12 protein-coding genes are annotated in these 17,530 nt (G+C 67.2%); 6 read left to right on the plus strand and 6 right to left on the minus strand.

The window, feature by feature from the left end; genetic code table 11:
- Positions 1 to 87: 87 nt before the first annotated feature.
- Positions 88 to 228, minus strand: coding sequence for a hypothetical protein (locus ABD332_RS07980; RefSeq protein WP_344501141.1), 141 nt, complete (start codon positions 226 to 228; stop codon positions 88 to 90).
- A gap of 455 nt (positions 229 to 683) precedes the next feature.
- On the opposite strand from ABD332_RS07980, the gene ABD332_RS07985 reads away from it, so the two are divergent.
- A complete protein-coding gene (locus ABD332_RS07985; protein WP_344501142.1) occupies positions 684 to 1,409 on the plus strand; it encodes a hypothetical protein in 726 nt (241 codons plus the stop codon).
- Between the two features lie 688 nt (positions 1,410 to 2,097).
- Here ABD332_RS07985 and ABD332_RS07990 read toward each other — a convergent pair.
- Together ABD332_RS07990 and ABD332_RS07995 are read right to left on the minus strand one after the other, a co-directional pair.
- Positions 2,098 to 2,574, minus strand: coding sequence for a hypothetical protein (locus ABD332_RS07990; protein WP_344501143.1), 477 nt, complete (start codon positions 2,572 to 2,574; stop codon positions 2,098 to 2,100).
- A complete protein-coding gene (locus ABD332_RS07995; RefSeq protein WP_344501144.1) occupies positions 2,508 to 5,897 on the minus strand; it encodes a hypothetical protein in 3,390 nt (1,129 codons plus the stop codon). Before ABD332_RS07995 ends, ABD332_RS07990 begins: the two co-directional genes overlap by 67 nt.
- A gap of 198 nt (positions 5,898 to 6,095) precedes the next feature.
- Between ABD332_RS07995 and ABD332_RS08000 the strand changes: the two genes are divergently transcribed.
- Positions 6,096 to 9,698: an NACHT domain-containing protein gene (locus ABD332_RS08000; RefSeq protein WP_344501145.1), complete on the plus strand. Its 3,603-nt coding sequence runs from the start codon at positions 6,096 to 6,098 to the stop codon at positions 9,696 to 9,698.
- A gap of 576 nt (positions 9,699 to 10,274) precedes the next feature.
- Here the strand turns inward: ABD332_RS08000 and ABD332_RS60020 are convergent.
- From ABD332_RS60020 to ABD332_RS08020, 3 genes are all read right to left on the minus strand, one after another.
- Entirely contained in the window at positions 10,275 to 10,712 is a 438-nt protein-coding gene (locus ABD332_RS60020) for a Txe/YoeB family addiction module toxin (protein WP_425552150.1), read from the minus strand.
- Between the two features lie 155 nt (positions 10,713 to 10,867).
- The gene (locus tag ABD332_RS08015; RefSeq protein WP_344501146.1) at positions 10,868 to 11,722 is read right to left on the minus strand and encodes a hypothetical protein; all 855 of its coding nucleotides are present in this window, start codon (positions 11,720 to 11,722) and stop codon (positions 10,868 to 10,870) included.
- A 253-nt stretch (positions 11,723 to 11,975) separates the two neighbouring features.
- The gene (locus ABD332_RS08020) at positions 11,976 to 12,629 is read right to left on the minus strand and encodes a ceramidase domain-containing protein (RefSeq protein WP_344501147.1); all 654 of its coding nucleotides are present in this window, start codon (positions 12,627 to 12,629) and stop codon (positions 11,976 to 11,978) included.
- A gap of 185 nt (positions 12,630 to 12,814) precedes the next feature.
- On the opposite strand from ABD332_RS08020, the gene ABD332_RS08025 reads away from it, so the two are divergent.
- From ABD332_RS08025 to ABD332_RS08040, 4 genes are all read left to right on the plus strand, one after another.
- Positions 12,815 to 13,108: a hypothetical protein gene (locus ABD332_RS08025; RefSeq protein WP_344501148.1), complete on the plus strand. Its 294-nt coding sequence runs from the start codon at positions 12,815 to 12,817 to the stop codon at positions 13,106 to 13,108.
- Between the two features lie 41 nt (positions 13,109 to 13,149).
- A complete protein-coding gene (locus tag ABD332_RS08030; RefSeq protein ID WP_344501149.1) occupies positions 13,150 to 13,560 on the plus strand; it encodes a VOC family protein in 411 nt (136 codons plus the stop codon).
- A gap of 265 nt (positions 13,561 to 13,825) precedes the next feature.
- On the plus strand, positions 13,826 to 15,853 hold the full coding sequence (locus ABD332_RS08035; RefSeq protein ID WP_344501150.1) for a glycosyl hydrolase family 28-related protein: 2,028 nt from the start codon (positions 13,826 to 13,828) through the stop codon (positions 15,851 to 15,853).
- Between the two features lie 167 nt (positions 15,854 to 16,020).
- Complete coding sequence (locus tag ABD332_RS08040; RefSeq protein ID WP_344501151.1) at positions 16,021 to 17,511, plus strand: amidohydrolase family protein; 1,491 nt, start codon at positions 16,021 to 16,023, stop codon at positions 17,509 to 17,511.
- Positions 17,512 to 17,530: the final 19 nt, after the last annotated feature.

The following is a 17,530-nucleotide window of genomic DNA, read 5'->3' on the forward strand; positions in this document are numbered from 1 at the left end:
CGCCAGACCCGGGTCCGCGTCGTCGGAGTCGGCGCTGCTCGGTCGATCGAGGCACGCTGCGGGCCACTATCGAGCAGCAGACAAGGGTCACAGCACGCCGAACCACGCCATGACCGCGCCGCCGGCGGTCAGCGTGGCGATGCCCGCACAGAGCCTGAGCGTTGTTCCGGCGTTCCGGCGTTCCGGCGTTCCGGCGTTCCGCAGGGCGTAGCGGATGGTCTTGTTCATCTCGACGATGGCGATCTCAATCCAACTCATTGCTGTCCATTCGAAGCTCCGTGGTCCGGTACTCGGACAGCATCACAGTGCTAGGCCGACGTCGTCATGTTGAACGTCGATACCCTTTAACCCGCGCAAAGACTAACTGGAGAGCCCTCCGAGAAGCGGATGTTCTCCCAGCTCAGGTGCCCAATGGAAGGAAGGCTGGATTGCGGTCAAAGGGTCAGAACTGGTCCGTGGAACTTCGGCGGAAGCGTCTAGGGGACCTGCAGCGAGGAGACCTGCACCTGCGCAGCCGCCGCGCCCTGGAAGAGGTGGCGGTCCTAGGCATCAACGAAGTCCGACTCCGACCCAGTGCACTTGCCCTTACTCCGGAGGCCGCGCGTCAGACTGATCACGATGCCGACTCGGCCATCCCGAGCCGACCGTTGATCGGACGCCTCATCGCGCCACGGGGCTTAGCTATGCGGCTCTACCTCACGGCCCTCTATGAAACGCAGGTTCGGCAACGACCTGGCAGCGCGCATACCAACGACCGGCCACTGTGGCCGCCGTCGTCTGAGGATGTGGGCTGGATTGGCCTGCTCGCTGTAACCGCGACCGTCTCCGTCCGAGGGCGCTCCGAGATGGACAACCGGTTGCGGCAGGTCAAAAGCGCCATCGAACGATTAGTCAGAGAAGGCGCTGCAATGCTTCCCGCCGGAACGCGCCCCCGAGACAAGTTCGAGCACTTCTTGCTGCGCAACGATGGCGGAGTGCAGCCAGGACTACCGGCCGAGAACCGCTACATCACGCCGCGGCGGAACGAAGGTGTCGACATTCCGATAGAGTTCTACACCAACAACTGGGTTCATTGTCTCACCGACAGCGAGATCGCATTGTGGCTGAGCCTGCGCCTACTCGCCAAGGAGCATCCAACCGCCTACCGCGAATCCGGGATATTCATGGCCGAAAGCACCAGGAAGCGCCGATTCGGGCTCACTCGGGATGCATACGAAGCACATGTCGCGCTACGTCGCTTTGGCTTGATAAAAGGCGTCAACAATGAGTCCCGCAAGCTCGCCGGACGCGACGAGGACCTACGCAAGCGGGGCCTTGTCGAGCCCTTCCGTTTCGTCCTGGAGGACAGAACACTCGACGACAAAGCGACAGAGGTAGTCGATTTCGCGCTCAGATGGGCATTCACCTAGAGACACGTAACACTTCGCGCCCTTCGACCGGGGCGCGGGAAGCTCGTGCCCATGGAGCCACTGTTGCGACCTTTGATTCGCAGCAATTTCGCGGCTACCAGCACTAAGCCGTCAACCAGCCATGGAGTCAGCCGGTGCTCACGAAAATTGTTCCTGGTGGATGCATAGACAGATCGTCGGTCCGTTTTGCTTCCCGTTGGGTCCAAACATGTGAGCCTGGCTGCTGGTTTTCCGTCTGCCACTAGCTCAGGGCAACAAGCGCCCCATGAAGTGCTCTTCGCCGGCGAACATCTTGCTTTCGAGCCGCCAGGTCCGATTGGTGGTTACGTGGTGAACCGCACGTCGCGGCCGTCTCGGTAGTGGCGATCACTTCCACGCAGAGCGGTCCACGGCTTGGCGGGGTGGTCACGTCGGCGCTTTCGAGGCAGCTGTCGGTCGTGCGCTGCAGTATCTCCACGTACTAACGTCGCCTCGGATACGCGATGTCAGAGATCCATTGATTCACTGAACATGTGCATGACGCGCTTTATGCATGTGCTCAGCTGATGTTGCCTCACGACGCGTCGTAGAGTATTTCGCCGGCGAACCCAGGAAGCCGCACGACAAGGTCGACGGTCTGGGAACCGTCAGGTGTCCATCACCTACCGGATGCAGCGGTGCACCGAGGACGGTATCTGGCCGTGTCTCGTTAGGGCTGACGCTTTGGCCAGCTGACGTCGAGTACGTAGCTGCTCACGTCGTACTGCGGCGCCACCTCTGCTGCCCAGCGCCGCATGTCGTCAAGGAGCTGCTGCTTATCGGCGTACTTCCGCGAGCGGGGGGTCCGTTGTTCGGGTGGAATCCAGTACACGAGATAGATGCCGTGCCGCTGGCCGGTGACCGCGAGGTACCGACCGACGAGCTGATCGCGCAGCTCAGTGGACAGCTTGGGATTGTTGAACAACTTGGCCTCGATGATTGCACCAGCGATGCCGACGGGCGCTGTGTTGGTTGGAACGTCGGCGGTCAGGTCGATGCGCGTACCGGAACCCCTGACGGCGAGACGCTCAACCTGGGGTTCCCTGGTGAGGATGGTGCGGTCCCGGCCGAGCCGGTCGGCTAAACGGTGCCGCACCCAGTCGGTGATGTCGTCCTCGCTGGCGAGGTCCGTGCCGTCCGGGACCACAGGTCACGGAAACGGTTGTTCCGCGAGATCTCATGCTGCAACTCGTCGAGGTGATCTTTCAGGACGTTGATGAGGTCGTCGGGGTTGCGGATGAGGCGGACATCCGAGCGACCGAGCAGGTCGAGTAGGCCGGCCGGACTGAGGCGGATCTGGGCGTTGTCAGCTGCGACTTGCCGTGCCCGGCGCAGGTGCCAATGGATGAGCGCCCGATCGTCGTCGGGGCGCCCGTGTGCCAGCATTCTGAGTTCCGCGGCGAGGCCGCGCACGGCCAGCAACTCGACCGCGGAATTGCGCTGCCGGACACCTTGATGTGCGGGGCTGTCAAGCCAATCCTCGGCATCCGGGTAGTCGTCGGCGACAGGGAGCCGGTCGAGCAGAAGGCGGGCCAGGGCCGCCAGTCTGACGTCATCTACCGTGTCAAGCCGCAGACCTTCGAGTATTTCCAGGAATGCGTCGTGCGCAATCGGCTCGTCCAGCAGGCGGTCGATCGTGCCGCCGCTGTCGAGGCGGGCAAGGTGTCGGTTCGCGGCGCGAGACAGTTGCGAGCCGTCGTTGGTCGCCACCGATCGGGCCGCGACAACCGCGATGTCCCGATCGTGCTCGACAAGGAAGTTGAGCAGGTCGGTGTTCTGGTCGTCGGAGTAGCGGCGTTGCGTGAGGAGGACCGCCAGATCGGGCGCCAGGTCGCGGGCGAAGTACTGGTGCAGCGGGGTGCGCCGCCATTCGCCGCGGCCGTGGAGCGCGGCCAGAACGGCGATGCGGATGTCTGCCTTCGTTTCAGCCGGTGCGAGGTCGACGAGATCCCCGAGCAGGGTCCCATCACCGTGAGCCCAGGCGTTCGCGATGGCGGGAGCCCACCGCGCCCACGCCGCGAGCGGAAGGATGATCAGACGCTCCGGCGAGTGGCGGGCCAGCGTTGTGAGTAGGTAGACGCCAGACCAGTCACGGACGACGTCGGGCCCGATCGAGGTCTTGCCAAGCCACAGGTCCGGATTGGGCGAATGCTCAGTCACATATGCGAGGCCCAGGTCGAGGACTTCCCGCTGCTCCGCAGCGGTCAAGAGCGACCAGCCCTGCCTGGCAGCGAGGTCGCAGAAGAAAAGTAGCGCCGCTCGCGGGCCGTGCACGAGAGCGATCGGAATCCTGGTCCATGCAGTGAGGTCTTGCCTGGCCGCAGCGATCGCCGCTCGCAGCGCGGCAGGATCCGGCCGGTCCTCGACTTGCTGCTCGTCGGTTTCCTGCTCATCCTCCGGTGCGGGCCGGGTCATCAGCCGCTGAAGACATAAGGCCAGCAAGTCGCGGCCGGCGGTCCGGTCGTCGCTGACGGCATCGGTCAGCCAGCCAACGTCGTCAGAGGTGACAAGACCAAGCTGCAATAAGACAGTCCATCGGTTTTGGGCGACTCGTGCCGCTGCGGCGATGGCCAGACGCCGTCGTTGCGACGTGTCCTGCGCCCAGGGCGGGCTGCCACGGGTGTAGCCAACCAGGTCAACGACAAGGTCGACCAGCGGTTCCAGCACGGTGGGATCATCGGATGCGGCCACAGCTCGTGTGACGAGCCGAACGGACACCTCGGCCATCCACCGGCGGGACTCGACAGAGATTTGGGCCCGCAGGTTCGCAAGCGCCCAGACCAGCACCTCGGGCAGATCGGCGTCCGGAACGCGGGCGGCGAACTCCCACAGGAACTTTTGGTAGGCGCCTGCGAAGTTGAAGGCCCGTGGTCGTGTGATGTGGGGCAGTAGTTGAGCCGTGGTCATGTGCCGGGGGTACAGCCCGTCGAGCAGTCCGGCGCGTAGCTCGTCGTCCGGGTCGCCGCCCGAGTCGAGGTTGAGGTGGTGGAGCAGAGCCGACCGCTCGAGCTCGGTGCCGAGGTCGGCCACCACGGCGATCGCAGGCCGTCGGGCCCAGGATGGAAGCTGACCATCGAGTGCGATCGTCACCATCGCGGGGACGGCCGCGAGAATTTGCCCGGCCAGCGCCAGCCGGCATATCCACCACGCCTCGATGGGCCGGTCGAACCCGACCGTGAGCCGATCGGCGAGCTGCCGTTCGAGTTCGGGATGGACGACGACCGAGAGGTCCAGTGACCACTGCGGCGGTGCGTCGTACTCCCGCGCCTCCGCGAGCAGCGCGTCGACCACCGCGGTCCGCACAGCGGGCGGCAGGTCGACCTCAGACTCGACCAGGGCCGCCGCGTTGGCAGGTACCACCAAGTCGGCGAGCTCTGGTCGCAGTGCCACCATCCAGGCCGCGACCGTGACCATCGACCGTGGCAGCACCCCATCGGTCAGGCCGAGCAGGGCGGCTACCTGAGACCGCACGGGCGATCGGTCCACGACGTACTTCGCGGCGAGATAGTCGACGTACTCCTGGTGTCGGAAGGCGACAGCGTCCCGCGGCGCGGCATCGAACAGTGCGCTCCCTAGCACCTGCGCGTAGACGTCGCGCTCGATTGTGACATCGGGGCGGTCCGGCTCGGGCGTCGTCGGCAGGTCGGAGACCGCGACGACAGCCTGCCCTTCACCGGCGCGCAGCGCGAACCGGCCGACCCCGCCGAACGCAGCGAACATCGCCAGCCGGCCGGCAGTCCGGCGCCGCACATCAGCGCCCGTCCGCAACGGCTCCCGAAGATCCTCCCGTTCCGCCAGTAGTCGCCGTACCTCAGACTCCAATGCGTCCACGCGCCGACTGGACAGGCGGCCCTCCTGCTGCCACTGCCGGGCCGCCGCGATGAAGTGCAAAAGCGAAGCGCTCAACCGACTCGGACCCGACGCGCCCAACGCGTTCAAAAAGCCCTCGTCGACATCGAGCGAGCCGAGCAGGCGGCGAGCCGCGTCACGCGTCATCGGCAGCAGCCGCAGCTTCTCGACGTTCCTGACGCTGCCGACAAATGCACTGGTCCAGACCGAAGGACGACACCCGAGTCGCCACCTGACCCCATCAGTGCCAGGCCTCGACATCGCCCGGCTTAACAACCGGACAAGTGCTGGCTCAACGAGCAGGGCCTCGTCCAAAGAATCGAGGTAGATCGGCCGCCCCAACGCGACCGCGGCGTTGACCTCCCTGCCGATTTCGGCCCCCCGAAGCCCGACGAGGTCGATCTCGACGCCGTCCTCCAACTGCCGCAGATCGTCAAGGACAGCGGACTTGCCGGCGCCGCCTGGCGCCAGCAGGACAAAACTTTCCGACCGACCGACGAGTTCTCGGACCGATACGACACCAGTAACCGCGCCTGGGTCCAGAAAGCCGTCGCCGTCCAGCGGCGCTTGGTTCTCGTCATCCGCACCCTGAACATGGCGCTGGACTGCGTCGATGGTCAACGGCCCCCTCCGCCTCGTGTTGCGCACTCATCGTATGGATGAGTCGATCGGTGACCAAAACGAGAACGCCCGTCGCCAACCAACGATGATCCGCGGCGCGCCGCCCGCACGCTCAACCCGGCGACGATGCTGCATCTCGTCAATCCCTCGCTGGGCCGACCGTTAACAACTCCGCGACGGCAACGTACATTCGTGTCCGTGACGACCCCTGTTGCCCAGCCTGGACCGTTGGGAGGCGCCGATAATGAACTCGGCGGGGAGCTCCGTGCGAGGCTAGCCGCGTACCTGGCGAGCTACGGCTTGCGCGGGATCCCGGTTCGTCTCAGTGGCGACCAGAACTGCACCGGCGTGCCCGCGGTGGTCCGGTGCGAGGTCGACGAGCCAGTCGACGATATCGAAGTTAGGTTTGTCGACAAGCGGCGTGTCCTGATACAGGCAAAGCGGCACCTCGACAATGATCTTCGTCCTGGTAGACCGTTTGCCAAGGTCGTCGATCAGTGGGTCGACCAATGCTCAGCCAATACGTCGGACAAGACTCCCTTGGTAGCCGTCGCACAGTCCGCGTCCGACTCGGCTCGGCAACTGGCCGATGCGCTCGACGCATTGCGCGACCCGCACGCAGGAGCACTCACCGGCGCTCAACGAGATGCGCTAAAGCGCCTCACCGACGCGCTCAAGGCGCAGCCTGGAACGGTCGTTGCCGACATCCTCTCCCGGGCATCGCTGCGCATCCTCAATCTCGACCCCGGCTCTGGGGAAGCAGCGGCAGCTGAAGGTCTGTTGGATGGCTATGTCGTCCAGCCAGGGCAGGGGCGGGCGGCGTTCGATCTGCTGGCTGCTGCACACCGTGAGCGCGCGGCGCGCCGCAGTGGACTCGACCTGGACGGGTGGATCAAGACCCTCGAGCGAGGACACCTCGGTCTCCTTGTAGACGCAGACGGTAGCCGGGCCGCTCGACGCGGTGCTGAGCTCGCCGCCCTCGGTCGGTACTGCGAGCGCCTGACCCACAGCAGCCGGACCATCGATTTGCTGTCGCTCGGCGTGGAACTACCACCAATCGAGGCGATCGAACTCACCGATGTGACGCCCGATCCTTCTGGCTCCAGTAGCCAGAGGAGTGTCGACCTTGATCTGGCGCTCCGCCGCCACGGTCGCGTGCTGCTCCTCGGCGCGCCCGGCTCGGGCAAGTCCACAATGCTGCGGTGGCTGGCCGGCCGGGAAGCTGAGAGGCGATGGTCGACGCCTGCACTCATCGACCTGCGGGCCCTTCTGCAACTCAGGAACGGTTCTTTGACGGCACTTCTGGATGTAGGACCGGAGCCGGTCGATACGCTCGTCGACATTGCACTGGCCAGCGCACCCCACGAAGACCGCGACATGCTAGCGGTTGTCTTACGCTCAGCGGCAGCCGACGGCTCGTTGCTGGTCTGTCTTGATTCGCTCGACGAAACTCGCGAGCACCGCCATGCCGTCGTGGCGTGGATCCGTCGACTCATTGGGCGGCTGAATCCAGGTTGCGACATCGTCCTGGCCACCCGGACCAGCGCATACGCCGCCGCAGCGACCCTTGGATGGCACGAGGTGTGGGTGGCACCGCCCGGAGCCGCAGAGCCGCTTGTCCGCACCATCCTCGACGCATTCGCCGCCCACAATCGCCGTGACGCAGGCTGGGTGCAGACGCGGAACCAGTGGGTTGCCGCTGACCTCGAACACAGCCCACAACTTGGTGACACACCACTCTTGCTTACCGCGCTAACTGTTGAAGCTGCCAGACGTGTGACGTCCGAGCATGCACCAGGCCGAGCCAAGTTGATCGAGACAATCGTCGAGCGAGTGGCAGCGAACTGGGAGCGGGGAAGCAGCCGTATCGGGGTGGAGTTGCCCCGTGGTTTGCATAGCACGCAGGTGACCGACGCGCTCCGATCGGCAATTCAACGCCTTAGTTGGGCCGTAGTCGTTGACGCGCGCGGAGTGCCGCGAGAGTCCATCGAACGCCACCTTACCGCTCTCCTGGCAAGGGAGCACGATCTCGCCACAGGGCGTGCTAGAGCGCTCGCCGCATCCACGGTGCACTTCTGGGATGAGGCCGGAATCATCGCCCTTGACGAACGACGTTACGTAACCAGCCGAGTTCGTCATGTCGTCGAGGTCATGGCTGCCCGACATTTGGCAGAACTGCCGGCGACCGGACGGCAAGAAGCGTTGGCAATCATCGCCGCGGAACCGACGACTATTGAGGTGCTTACGCTCCTCGCGGCCCTTGACGAGCACGCCGCATCTGATGTGGTCGAGGTGGCGATCGCCAACGGCAACCCCGAACTCCTTTTCGCCGCAGCCTCGGGACTCGCCGACAACGCCAATGTCCACCCCGAAAGCAGCCGGCTCATCGACGCGCTCTCGGCCATCGAATCCGACGACGAAATACAGAACGCCAGGATAGCCCTGCACCTCGTCAACCTACCGATGGCGTCAACGGACCATGATCGCCTCCCCGCGATCATCGACTCACTTCTCCCAGCCGCGGCAGCTCGCGTGTGGCGGGCCTTGCTGAGCGACCGCCTGAATGACCTTGACGCAACGGCGGGGTGCATGGCGGTGGTTCTCGAGGGGCCTCCCCCGCGCCCTCAACGACCACCGCACCTGACCGGACTCGATGCCATCCTATTCCACGACGACACCGCTTGGGCCTTCGGTCAGGTCGTGCTCGCCGCCGCACGACGACTTACGAACGACGATCACGAGCTCGCCGAACGTATTCTGAACCTCGCCTACTCGAACTGCCCGCGTGCCATCTCCAGCGCAATATACACGGAGTTGAGCCACCGAGGCTTTCCCAGCGACCCACCCCAAAAGGCCAGCCTCGACTGGAGTGCCCTATCAGCACACGATGAGCGGTTCGACACCGCCCTCGAACGGCTGCTGCGGTACCTCGAAAAGCCGGACCCGCAACGGGACCTCACCACCGTGGACCGTCGCCGGCTTCACCAGCTCAGCCGCCTGATGGATGGACTCGCCATTGGCGAGGGCCAGATCGGGGAATTCGAGAACGTAGCGAACCGGCATGAGGCTGACCTGCTCACCCTTGTCGACGCCCTGCTCGACCACGGCGACTTCGACCGCGACATGCTCGCCGCCGAGGCGGCATCTTTCCTTGACGAGTTCCGCCAAAACCACTACGCCTGGCTATTCCTGACGTACGACTCACCATCCTGCCATCTGCGCCGCTGGGAAGGCGCTCCTCTCGGCACGTTCATCGCGTCAATCAGCCTTCTCCTCGAGCGGCCTCTCTGGCTAGCTGTCCGTGCCGCTAGAGTCATGATCCAAGTTCCGGCGAATAGCCGACAGGATGTAGCCGCTGCGGCGGCGCGCACGGCTGAGTCGCGTTCGGCTCCTCGGCAGCGGCAGGTCGCGGCCAGCGTTGCACTGCTCATCGACACCGTCCGCTACCTCAGTCAGTGGAGGTACTCCTCCGATCCCGTGCTTCGCGCCGCCATCATGAGGCGAGCAAATGCGATGCCGGACCGGACCACGATCCTCATCGAGGGAGTACAACATCCAGACGTGCTTGTGCGCGCGGAAGCGATAGAGGCCTTGACGGTTGAGGACGTCGGCCAGCCAGCGGTCGCCGATGCTCTGCGGCACGCGAAGCGGATGCCCGACCGAGGTACTTGTCGGTACTGCGGCCTCCAATTTACCGAACGCACCACGAATTGCGATAAATGCGGCCTCGCGTTACCTGACCCTCGCCCCGAGATTGAACGCCTACTGCTTAGCGCCGAATGGGCACTCACGCACAACTGACGGCACATAGAACAGTGATTTCGTTGCAACCATCGTTTGGCTGCCTACTACCTCCGAGCCGAGCCGCAGCCACTCCAACGTCGGCTCTCAGCACGCTTCTATGCCGCCGGTCGGGCGCGGCGACCGTTCCCTGGTCGCCGCGATCGGTGGTCGACCTGGCCGTGCTGGCTGCTTCCTGTCCGATTCGCGCTGGCCTGGCACGGCGCTCGTTCGCCTGCGCATCACGGCCAATCCTTCGGCGATCGCGGTTGCTCCGTGGTTGCTCGGATGTTCACCAACCTGGACGGACGCACACGGACGGAGAAGGAAAAGGCCCCGAGGTGCCACCTCGAGGGCTCGCTACGCAGTGTCAGCAGCGCCTGGACCAGCGCGGATGTACCGGGACGGTTATAGACTCAAAACGGACTATGCTCCGTTACCTTCTGCAACCATCTAAATATATAAAATTCGGACTTTTAATCCGTAGGTTCAGGGTTCGAGTCCCTGGCGGCCCACCGTGATGCTCCGCGACAAGCCGCGGGCGGGGGATTCTCGCCCCCGCTCCCTCTGGAGACTGCTGCCGCGGCGGGTGGCCGGTCATTCGTAGTGGTAGCGGCACTGCGCGATCTGAACCGTGTCGTCGGCGATCCGGTACGCCAGGCGGTGCTCATGGTCGATGCGCCGCGAACAGAAGCCCGACCAGTTGCCGCGCAGCTGCTCGGGCTTGCCGATGCTCTCATGACCGTTGCGGCGGATGTCCTCGATCAACGCGTTCACCCGCCGGAGCATCTGCGGTCCTGCTGCCAGCTCAGGTAGTCGTCCCAGCTGCGGCCAGCGAACTGCACCTTCACGCCGCCGGCGCCTCGTCCGGGTCGAGCAGGTCGTGCACCTCGCCGCCGCCGCGGAGCTCGCGATCGCCTCGTTCAAGCGATGGGCGTTGGCCGGGCTCGCCATCAGGTACGCCGTCTCCTTCAGCGACTCGTACTCACGCAGCGAGATGACCACCGCGGACTCATGGCCGGAGCGGGTGATCACGACCTCTCGGCGTCGTCCGCCACGTGGTCGAGCAGCTTGGCCAGGTTCTGCCGGACCTCTGAATAGCTGACCGTGCGCATGGCACCCCCGAGCTCGCTGGCCTGATGTACAAGAAAACTGTGCAAGTGGCAGCGGTGCCCGGACAACGGGTTCGCTTATCCGATGGAGGACAGGGGGATGCCGAAGACGGTCCGTCTGCCGTTGTACTCGGTCAGCGTCCACATCCGCTTGCCCTGGGGCTGGTAGGTGAGGTCCTCCGGGCCGCCGAGCAGGACCTTGGTGTGCTGGTTCGAGGTCCCGACGGTGGCGCGGTGCAGCCACCCGGGCCTGCGGCCGTACTCGCTGGTGCTCAGCACGAATCCGGGTGCGTCGCCGAACGTGATCGCGCCGTTCATGTTGGCCGTGACGTCACGTACGCCGCGCGACCGCACCGCCTGGAAGGATTCGCCGTTGCGGAACGGCACGACGAGCAGCACGTGCCGGTACTCGGGCTTGCCCGCGTCGTCGTAGTTGACGAACGTGACGCGGCTGCCCCGTTTCGTGCCGTCGCGGCCCTTGTCGTCGTACCAGGTCGCCGCGATCGCCCGGTGCCCGTTCCACCGGCCGTCGGCGTCGGCATCCCACGAGCCGGTGAGGCCCTGCGGGATCCAGGTGGTGCCGTCGCTGTCCTCGTCGTTCCAGCAGAACTGGACCGAGTCGGCGGTCGGCGGCACACCGCACGGGGCCTCGGCGCTGTGGTTCGCGTCCTCGAGGACGTCGGTGAGGGTCGCCTGGGGGATGTCCTGCCCATTGAGCTTGTCGATGGCGTCGTTGAACGTGGTCAATTGGTCGACCAGCCCGTACTGCTGCTCCGACCGGCTGATCTCGGTCGGCTGGAAGTCCGCCAGTTCGTCGACGGCAGCGGCGGGCCGTGCCAGTGCGCTCCCGTCCGCCGGCGCTGCCATGACTGCGGTGCCGAGCGCGGCGGCTGTCAGGCCTGCCACGACGGTCTGCGGGGTGTGCCGATGCATGCGGGGCTCCTCCGGTGCGATCGTCTCGGGCCACCGCCTGTGGACGGTGACCGGCGACCGGTGCGACCACCGTCGCGGTCGCGCCACCGTGGCACCCGACTGACGCTGTCCTGCCGCCCCTGCCGGGTGCGTCCGGCCGTCTGCCGGCGCGTCGTCAAGCGGGACCCGTACCCCGGACCCGGCCGAGCCATTCACGATGCTGCGGATTCGCACCCGTTCGTGTCGGACCGGACCCCCGCACCGGCCGCCGCCGTCAGCCGGCCGCCACCGCCTTCCGGCCGGTGCCCGGCACGCTCAGCAGCGTCGCGTAGCCGGCCAGGAACAGGACAACGGCGTTCAGGCAGTGCCACAGGAAGTGGGTACCGGTCGGGATCGCGCCGCACAGCGGGCCGTCGACGGTGCGGAGCGTCAGCGAGGCCGCGAACACGCCGGCGGCCGCGAGCAGGGCCCGCCCGGCGGCGCCGTGGGCCGCGACGCCGAAGCCGATGAGCGCGAGCAGCGCCGGCGGGTATCCGCCGAGCGTCGTGCCGGCGCCGGCGGACAGCGCCCAGGTGACGGCGGCGGCGAAGAGCACGAACGCGGGTGCGGCGAGCCAGGCGAGGGCCCAGCGCACACCCCACCGCCGGTGGACCAGGACGGTCACCGTGACCAGGATGAACACCAGGATCGACAGGCTGTCCAGCGCCGCCGTCGGGGCCGTCGCCGCCATGTGGAAGATCCAGCTGCACACGCCCACCAGCGCGATCAGTCCCGGCAGCACCCTGACGCCGCGCGGCGCCGCGCCGGCCCGCCGCAGCACCAGGAACAGTAGCAGCGCGGCGACCAGGAACGCGGCGTTGCTGGCGGCGTTCAGCGGCTCGTTCCACAGGCCCGGCGCCGTCCGCTCGCAGTACGAGTCGACGTACACGCCACCGAGTCTGGCCGGCTCGGATCACCACGAAGTGCCCGGCGGGCGAACCTTCGGTGCCGGCGAGGGGCCGGCGAGGGCCGTCAGCCGGCCGGCGAGGGGCGGGGCGTGTACGACGGTGGGAGTAGGCGGGGTTACCGCGCTGGGTCGACGACCGGTGGCGCGGCGTGCGGCAGGGTGGGGGGATGAGGTTCACGCCGTGGTGGCGGAAGGCCGTGCAGACGCTGCGTGTCGTCACGGCGGTGGGGTGGCTGGGCAGTGACGTGGTGCTGCTGGCGCTCGGGGTCGCGGGGCTGAGCGGGGTCGTGGACAAGGACGTGGCGTATCCGGCGATGGGCTTCGTCGGGGGCGTCATGTTCGTGCCGCTGTCGGCGGTGCTGGTCGTGTCGGCGGTGCTGGCGGCGTGCAAGCCGTGGGAAAGACGAACCGGCCGTGGGGGAAAGAGTGAATCGGGGCCGGTGGGGGTGGCGGGGGCCTAGGGTCGGGTCGACGGCGTCCATCGCGACCAAGGGAGTTTGTGATGACCTCTCGGCTCAATCCGTACCTGAGTTTCCGTGGCAACGCCCGCCAGGCGATGGAGTTCTACCAGAGCGTCTTCGGCGGGACGCTGCGGCTCAACACGTTCGGCGAGTTCAACCCCGAGGCCGGGCCGATCGCGGACCAGATCATGCACGGGCAGCTGGAGACCGCGAGCGGCTACACGATCATGGGGTCCGACACGCCGCCGGAGATGGCGCACAACCCAGGTGACCACATCACGGTCAGCCTCAGCGGTGACGATGCCGCGGAGCTGCGTGGGTACTGGGAGAAGCTGTCCGCGAGCGGGAAGGTGAGCGTCCCGCTGGAGAAGCAGATGTGGGGCGACGAGTTCGGCGCCTGCGTCGACCAGTTCGGCATCCCGTGGATGGTCAACATCGGCACGCAGGCGTAGGGCCGCGGACAAACCGAGCGGCGGGATCCGGGTGCCGGATTCCGCCGCTTTTGCATGCCCGTGTACCGCAAACATCGCGTCAGTTTGCTGCAAAGAACCGACAAGGCGACGACAGATCTGGCTGCAACGTTGCGTAAATATTTCGCAGGACCTTGTGGAGTGCGGGATGAGGGTCCTAATGTCACCTCACCCTCATCCTCATGGCGCCGCCCCGCCGTAGAGCGTCTCGGGCGTCCGCCCTCCTCCCGAGAGAATCGAGTCGTCGATGTCACGCAGCATTGGACCCTTACCGCGCTGGGCCGCCGCGGCGACAGCCGCGGCGGTCGGCGTCGGTGTCGTGGTCACCGGTGCCGGCCCGGCCGTCGCCGGAAACCCCGGAGCCGCACCGGCGGTGACCCGCGCCGCCATCGACCCGGCGTTGAGCGCGGGCCGCGGCGCCAGCGTCGCGTTCGTCGAGCAGGAGGCCGAGAAGGCCAAGACGAACGGCACCGTCATCGGGCCGGACCGCACGGCCTACACGCTGCCCGCCGAGGCGTCGGGCCGCAGCGCGGTGAAGCTGCTCCCCGGCCAGTACGTCGAATTCACGCTGCCGAAGAGCGCCAACGCGATCAACGTGCGCTACAGCATCCCCGACGCGCCCAACGGCGGCGGCATCACCTCGCCGCTGGACGTGACGGTCAACGGCGGCAAGAAGACCACGATGACGCTCACGTCGCAGTACTCGTGGCTGTACAACCAGTACCCGTTCTCGAACGACCCGAACGCGGGCCTGCTGCACCCCGACTGGTGGATCACCGAGTGCGCCTGCGTGCCGGCCGCCACCACGCCCGCGCCGACGATCACCACCCCGTTCCGGCCGAACCACTTCTACGACGAGCAGCGGCTGCTGCTGGGCAAGACGTACAAGGCCGGCGACACGGTGCGGCTGACCGCGCCGAAGAACAGCGCCGCGTGGACGGTCATCGACCTGCTCGACTCCGAGCTCGTCGGTGCCCCGAAGATCAGCATCATCGCGGCGAACGTGCTGCTGTTCGGCGCGGACCCGTCAGGCCGGCGTGACTCGGCCGACGCGATCGACAAGGCCATCGCGTTCGCCAAGAAGACGCACCTGAAGGTCTACATCCCGCCGGGCACGTACCAGGTGAACCGCCACATCCTCGTCGACGACGTCACGATCGAGGGCGCCGGCAACTGGTACACCATCATCAAGGGCAAAGAGGTCGCCCTGAGCACGCCGGCGCCGGACAACTCGATCCACACGGGTGTCGGGTTCTACGGCAAGTACGCCCAGGACGGCGGCAGCAAGAACGTCCACCTGTCCGGCTTCTCGATCATCGGTGACGTGCGCGAGCGCATCGACACCGACCAGGTCAACGGCATCGGCGGCGCGATGAGCGACTCGACGATCGACGGCCTGTACATCCAGCACACCAAGGTCGGCCTGTGGTTCGACGGCCCGATGTCCAACACGAAGATCACCAACAACGTGATCGTCGACCAGGTCGCGGACGGCCTCAACTTCCACACCGGCGTCACCAACTCCAGCGTGTCCAACAACTTCGTCCGCAACTCCGGCGACGACGGCCTGGCCATGTGGTCGGAGAAGACGGCGAACGCGGGCAACACGTTCGACCACAACACGGTGCAGACCCCGGTCCTCGCCAACGGCATCGCGATCTACGGCGGCAAGGACACCACGGTGTCCAACAACCTCGTCGCGGACCCGATCCGTGAGGGCAGCGCGATCCACATCGGCTCCCGCTTCGGCGCGGAGGCGTTCACCGGCTACGTGAAGGTCACCGACAACACGACGGTCCGCGCCGGCACGTACGAGCTGAACTGGAACATCGGCCTCGGCGCCATCTGGTTCATGGCGCTCGACAAGAGCATCGACGCCGACATCCAGGTCACCGGGGACCACTTCCTCGACAGCACCTACAACGCGATCATGATGGTCTCGGACTGGCCGGTGAAGGACCTCTACTCCATCAACGGCGTGAAGTTCAAGGACATCCGGGTCGACGGCACGGGCACCTCGGTGCTCAGCGCCCGGGTCGCCGGCTCCGCCTCGTTCGAGAACGTGGACGCCCGCAACGTCGGTGCCGTCGGCATCAACAACTGCGGCACGTTCCACTTCACCCCGGCCGGCTCCGAGTTCTCGGTCGTCGACAAGGGCGGCAACGACGGCGGCGGCACCACGGGCCCGTGGCTCGCGTCGTGGGAGCTGCCGAACACCATCACCTGCGACGACCGCCCGCCGGTCGTCGTGCCCCCGGCGCCTCAGCCGTGGTAACAGCACAACGGTGAACCGGTAAGCCGGTGAAGCCGGGAAGGGCGGGCGCTTCGGGGGCGCCCGCCCTTCCTTGTTCTTCCCGTGTGCCGGAGGTGGGGTTTCCCCCACCCCCGACCGGCGCGCTGGCGCCACTGACCCGCGGCGCGGCACGGCGAAGAGTTATCGGCATGGATTTCAACGTCTCCCGCCGGGCGGTGCTCGGGACCGGCGTCGGCCTCGGTGCCGGCCTCGTCACCGGTACCGGTACCGCCGCCGCCACCCGGGGCGCCGTCGCGATCGTCGGCTGTACCGTCATCGACGCGACCGGCGCGCCGCCCCGCCACGACATGACCGTCCTCGCCCGCGGCGACCGGATCGCCGCGCTCGGGCCGGCACGGAGCGTCCGGATCCCCGGCGACGCCGCGGTCGTCGACGGCCGCCGCCGGTTCGTCATCCCGGGCCTCACCGACGCGCACGTGCACAGCAGCGGCATCGACACGGTCGACCCGCCGCTCTACCTCGTCAACGGCGTCACCACCGTGCGGGAGATGTCGGGCTACCCGACGCTGCACGAGTGGCGGCGGCGGGTCGCCGAGGGCACGCTCCTCGGCCCGCGGTCGGTGATCGCCAGCCCGCTCATCGACGGGTCGCCGTCGCTGTGGACGGGGCTCGGCGCGCCCTACGTCGAGGTCGCCGACGCGGCGCAGGCCCGGGCGGCGGTCCGGCAGGTCGCCGCCGACGGGGCCGACTTCGTCAAGGTGTACAGCCGGCTGTCCGCGGAATCGTTCACCGCGATCGCGCAGGAGGCGCACCGGCTCGGGCTGGAGTTCGCCGGGCACTGCCCCGACGCCGTGCCGGTGACCGCCGCGAGCGACCTGGGGCAGCGCAGCTTCGAGCACGTCTTCACCACCTGGTACGCCACCTCCGGCCACGAGGACGAGATCCGCCGCGCCCTGTCCCGGCTGGTGGTCGAGGCCGGCGACTACAACGGCTGGCTGCACCGGGTCCACCCGCTCGAGGTCACCGCGGCCCGGACGTTCGACCCGCGGCGGGCCGCCCGCGTCTTCCGGCGGCTGCGCGGCAACGACAGCCACCAGACGCCGACGCTCGTCATGCACCGCGTCCTGGACCTGCCGGGCACCGTCGACGCCGACGACCCGCGGCTGCGGTACATCCCCGCGGAGGTCCGCGCCGGGTGGGACTTCGCGATGCAGGAGATCTACCTCGACGGGCGCACCCCGCAGGAGGCCGCCGAGCACGAGGAGCTCTTCGGGCACCGGGTCCGGTTCGTCGGCGCGCTGCACCGCGCGGGCGTGCCGGTGCTGGCCGGGACCGACACCGGCACGTCCTACGTGTACCCCGGGTTCAGCCTGCACGACGAGCTGGAGCTGCTGGTCCGGGCCGGCCTGCCGCCGATGCGCGCGCTGCAGGCGGCGACCCGCGACCCGGCGCGGTTCCTCGGGCTCGGCTCCGGCACGGTGCGGCAGGGGGCGGCGGCCGACCTGGTGGTGCTGGACGCCGACCCGCTCGCCGACATCCGCAACACCCGGCGGATCCACGCCGTCGTCGTCCGGGGCGAGCTGATCACGCCGGAGCGGCGCGACGCGATGCTGGAGGCGGTGGCCGCGGCGGCCCGGACCGTGCCGCCGGGCGTGGCGGTGGCCGGGTGCCGGTGCTGACCGTGGTGCCTGCCGCGTG

Origin of the sequence: Dactylosporangium maewongense, from assembly GCF_039531485.1 — a bacterium.
Classification (GTDB): domain Bacteria; phylum Actinomycetota; class Actinomycetes; order Mycobacteriales; family Micromonosporaceae; genus Dactylosporangium; species Dactylosporangium maewongense.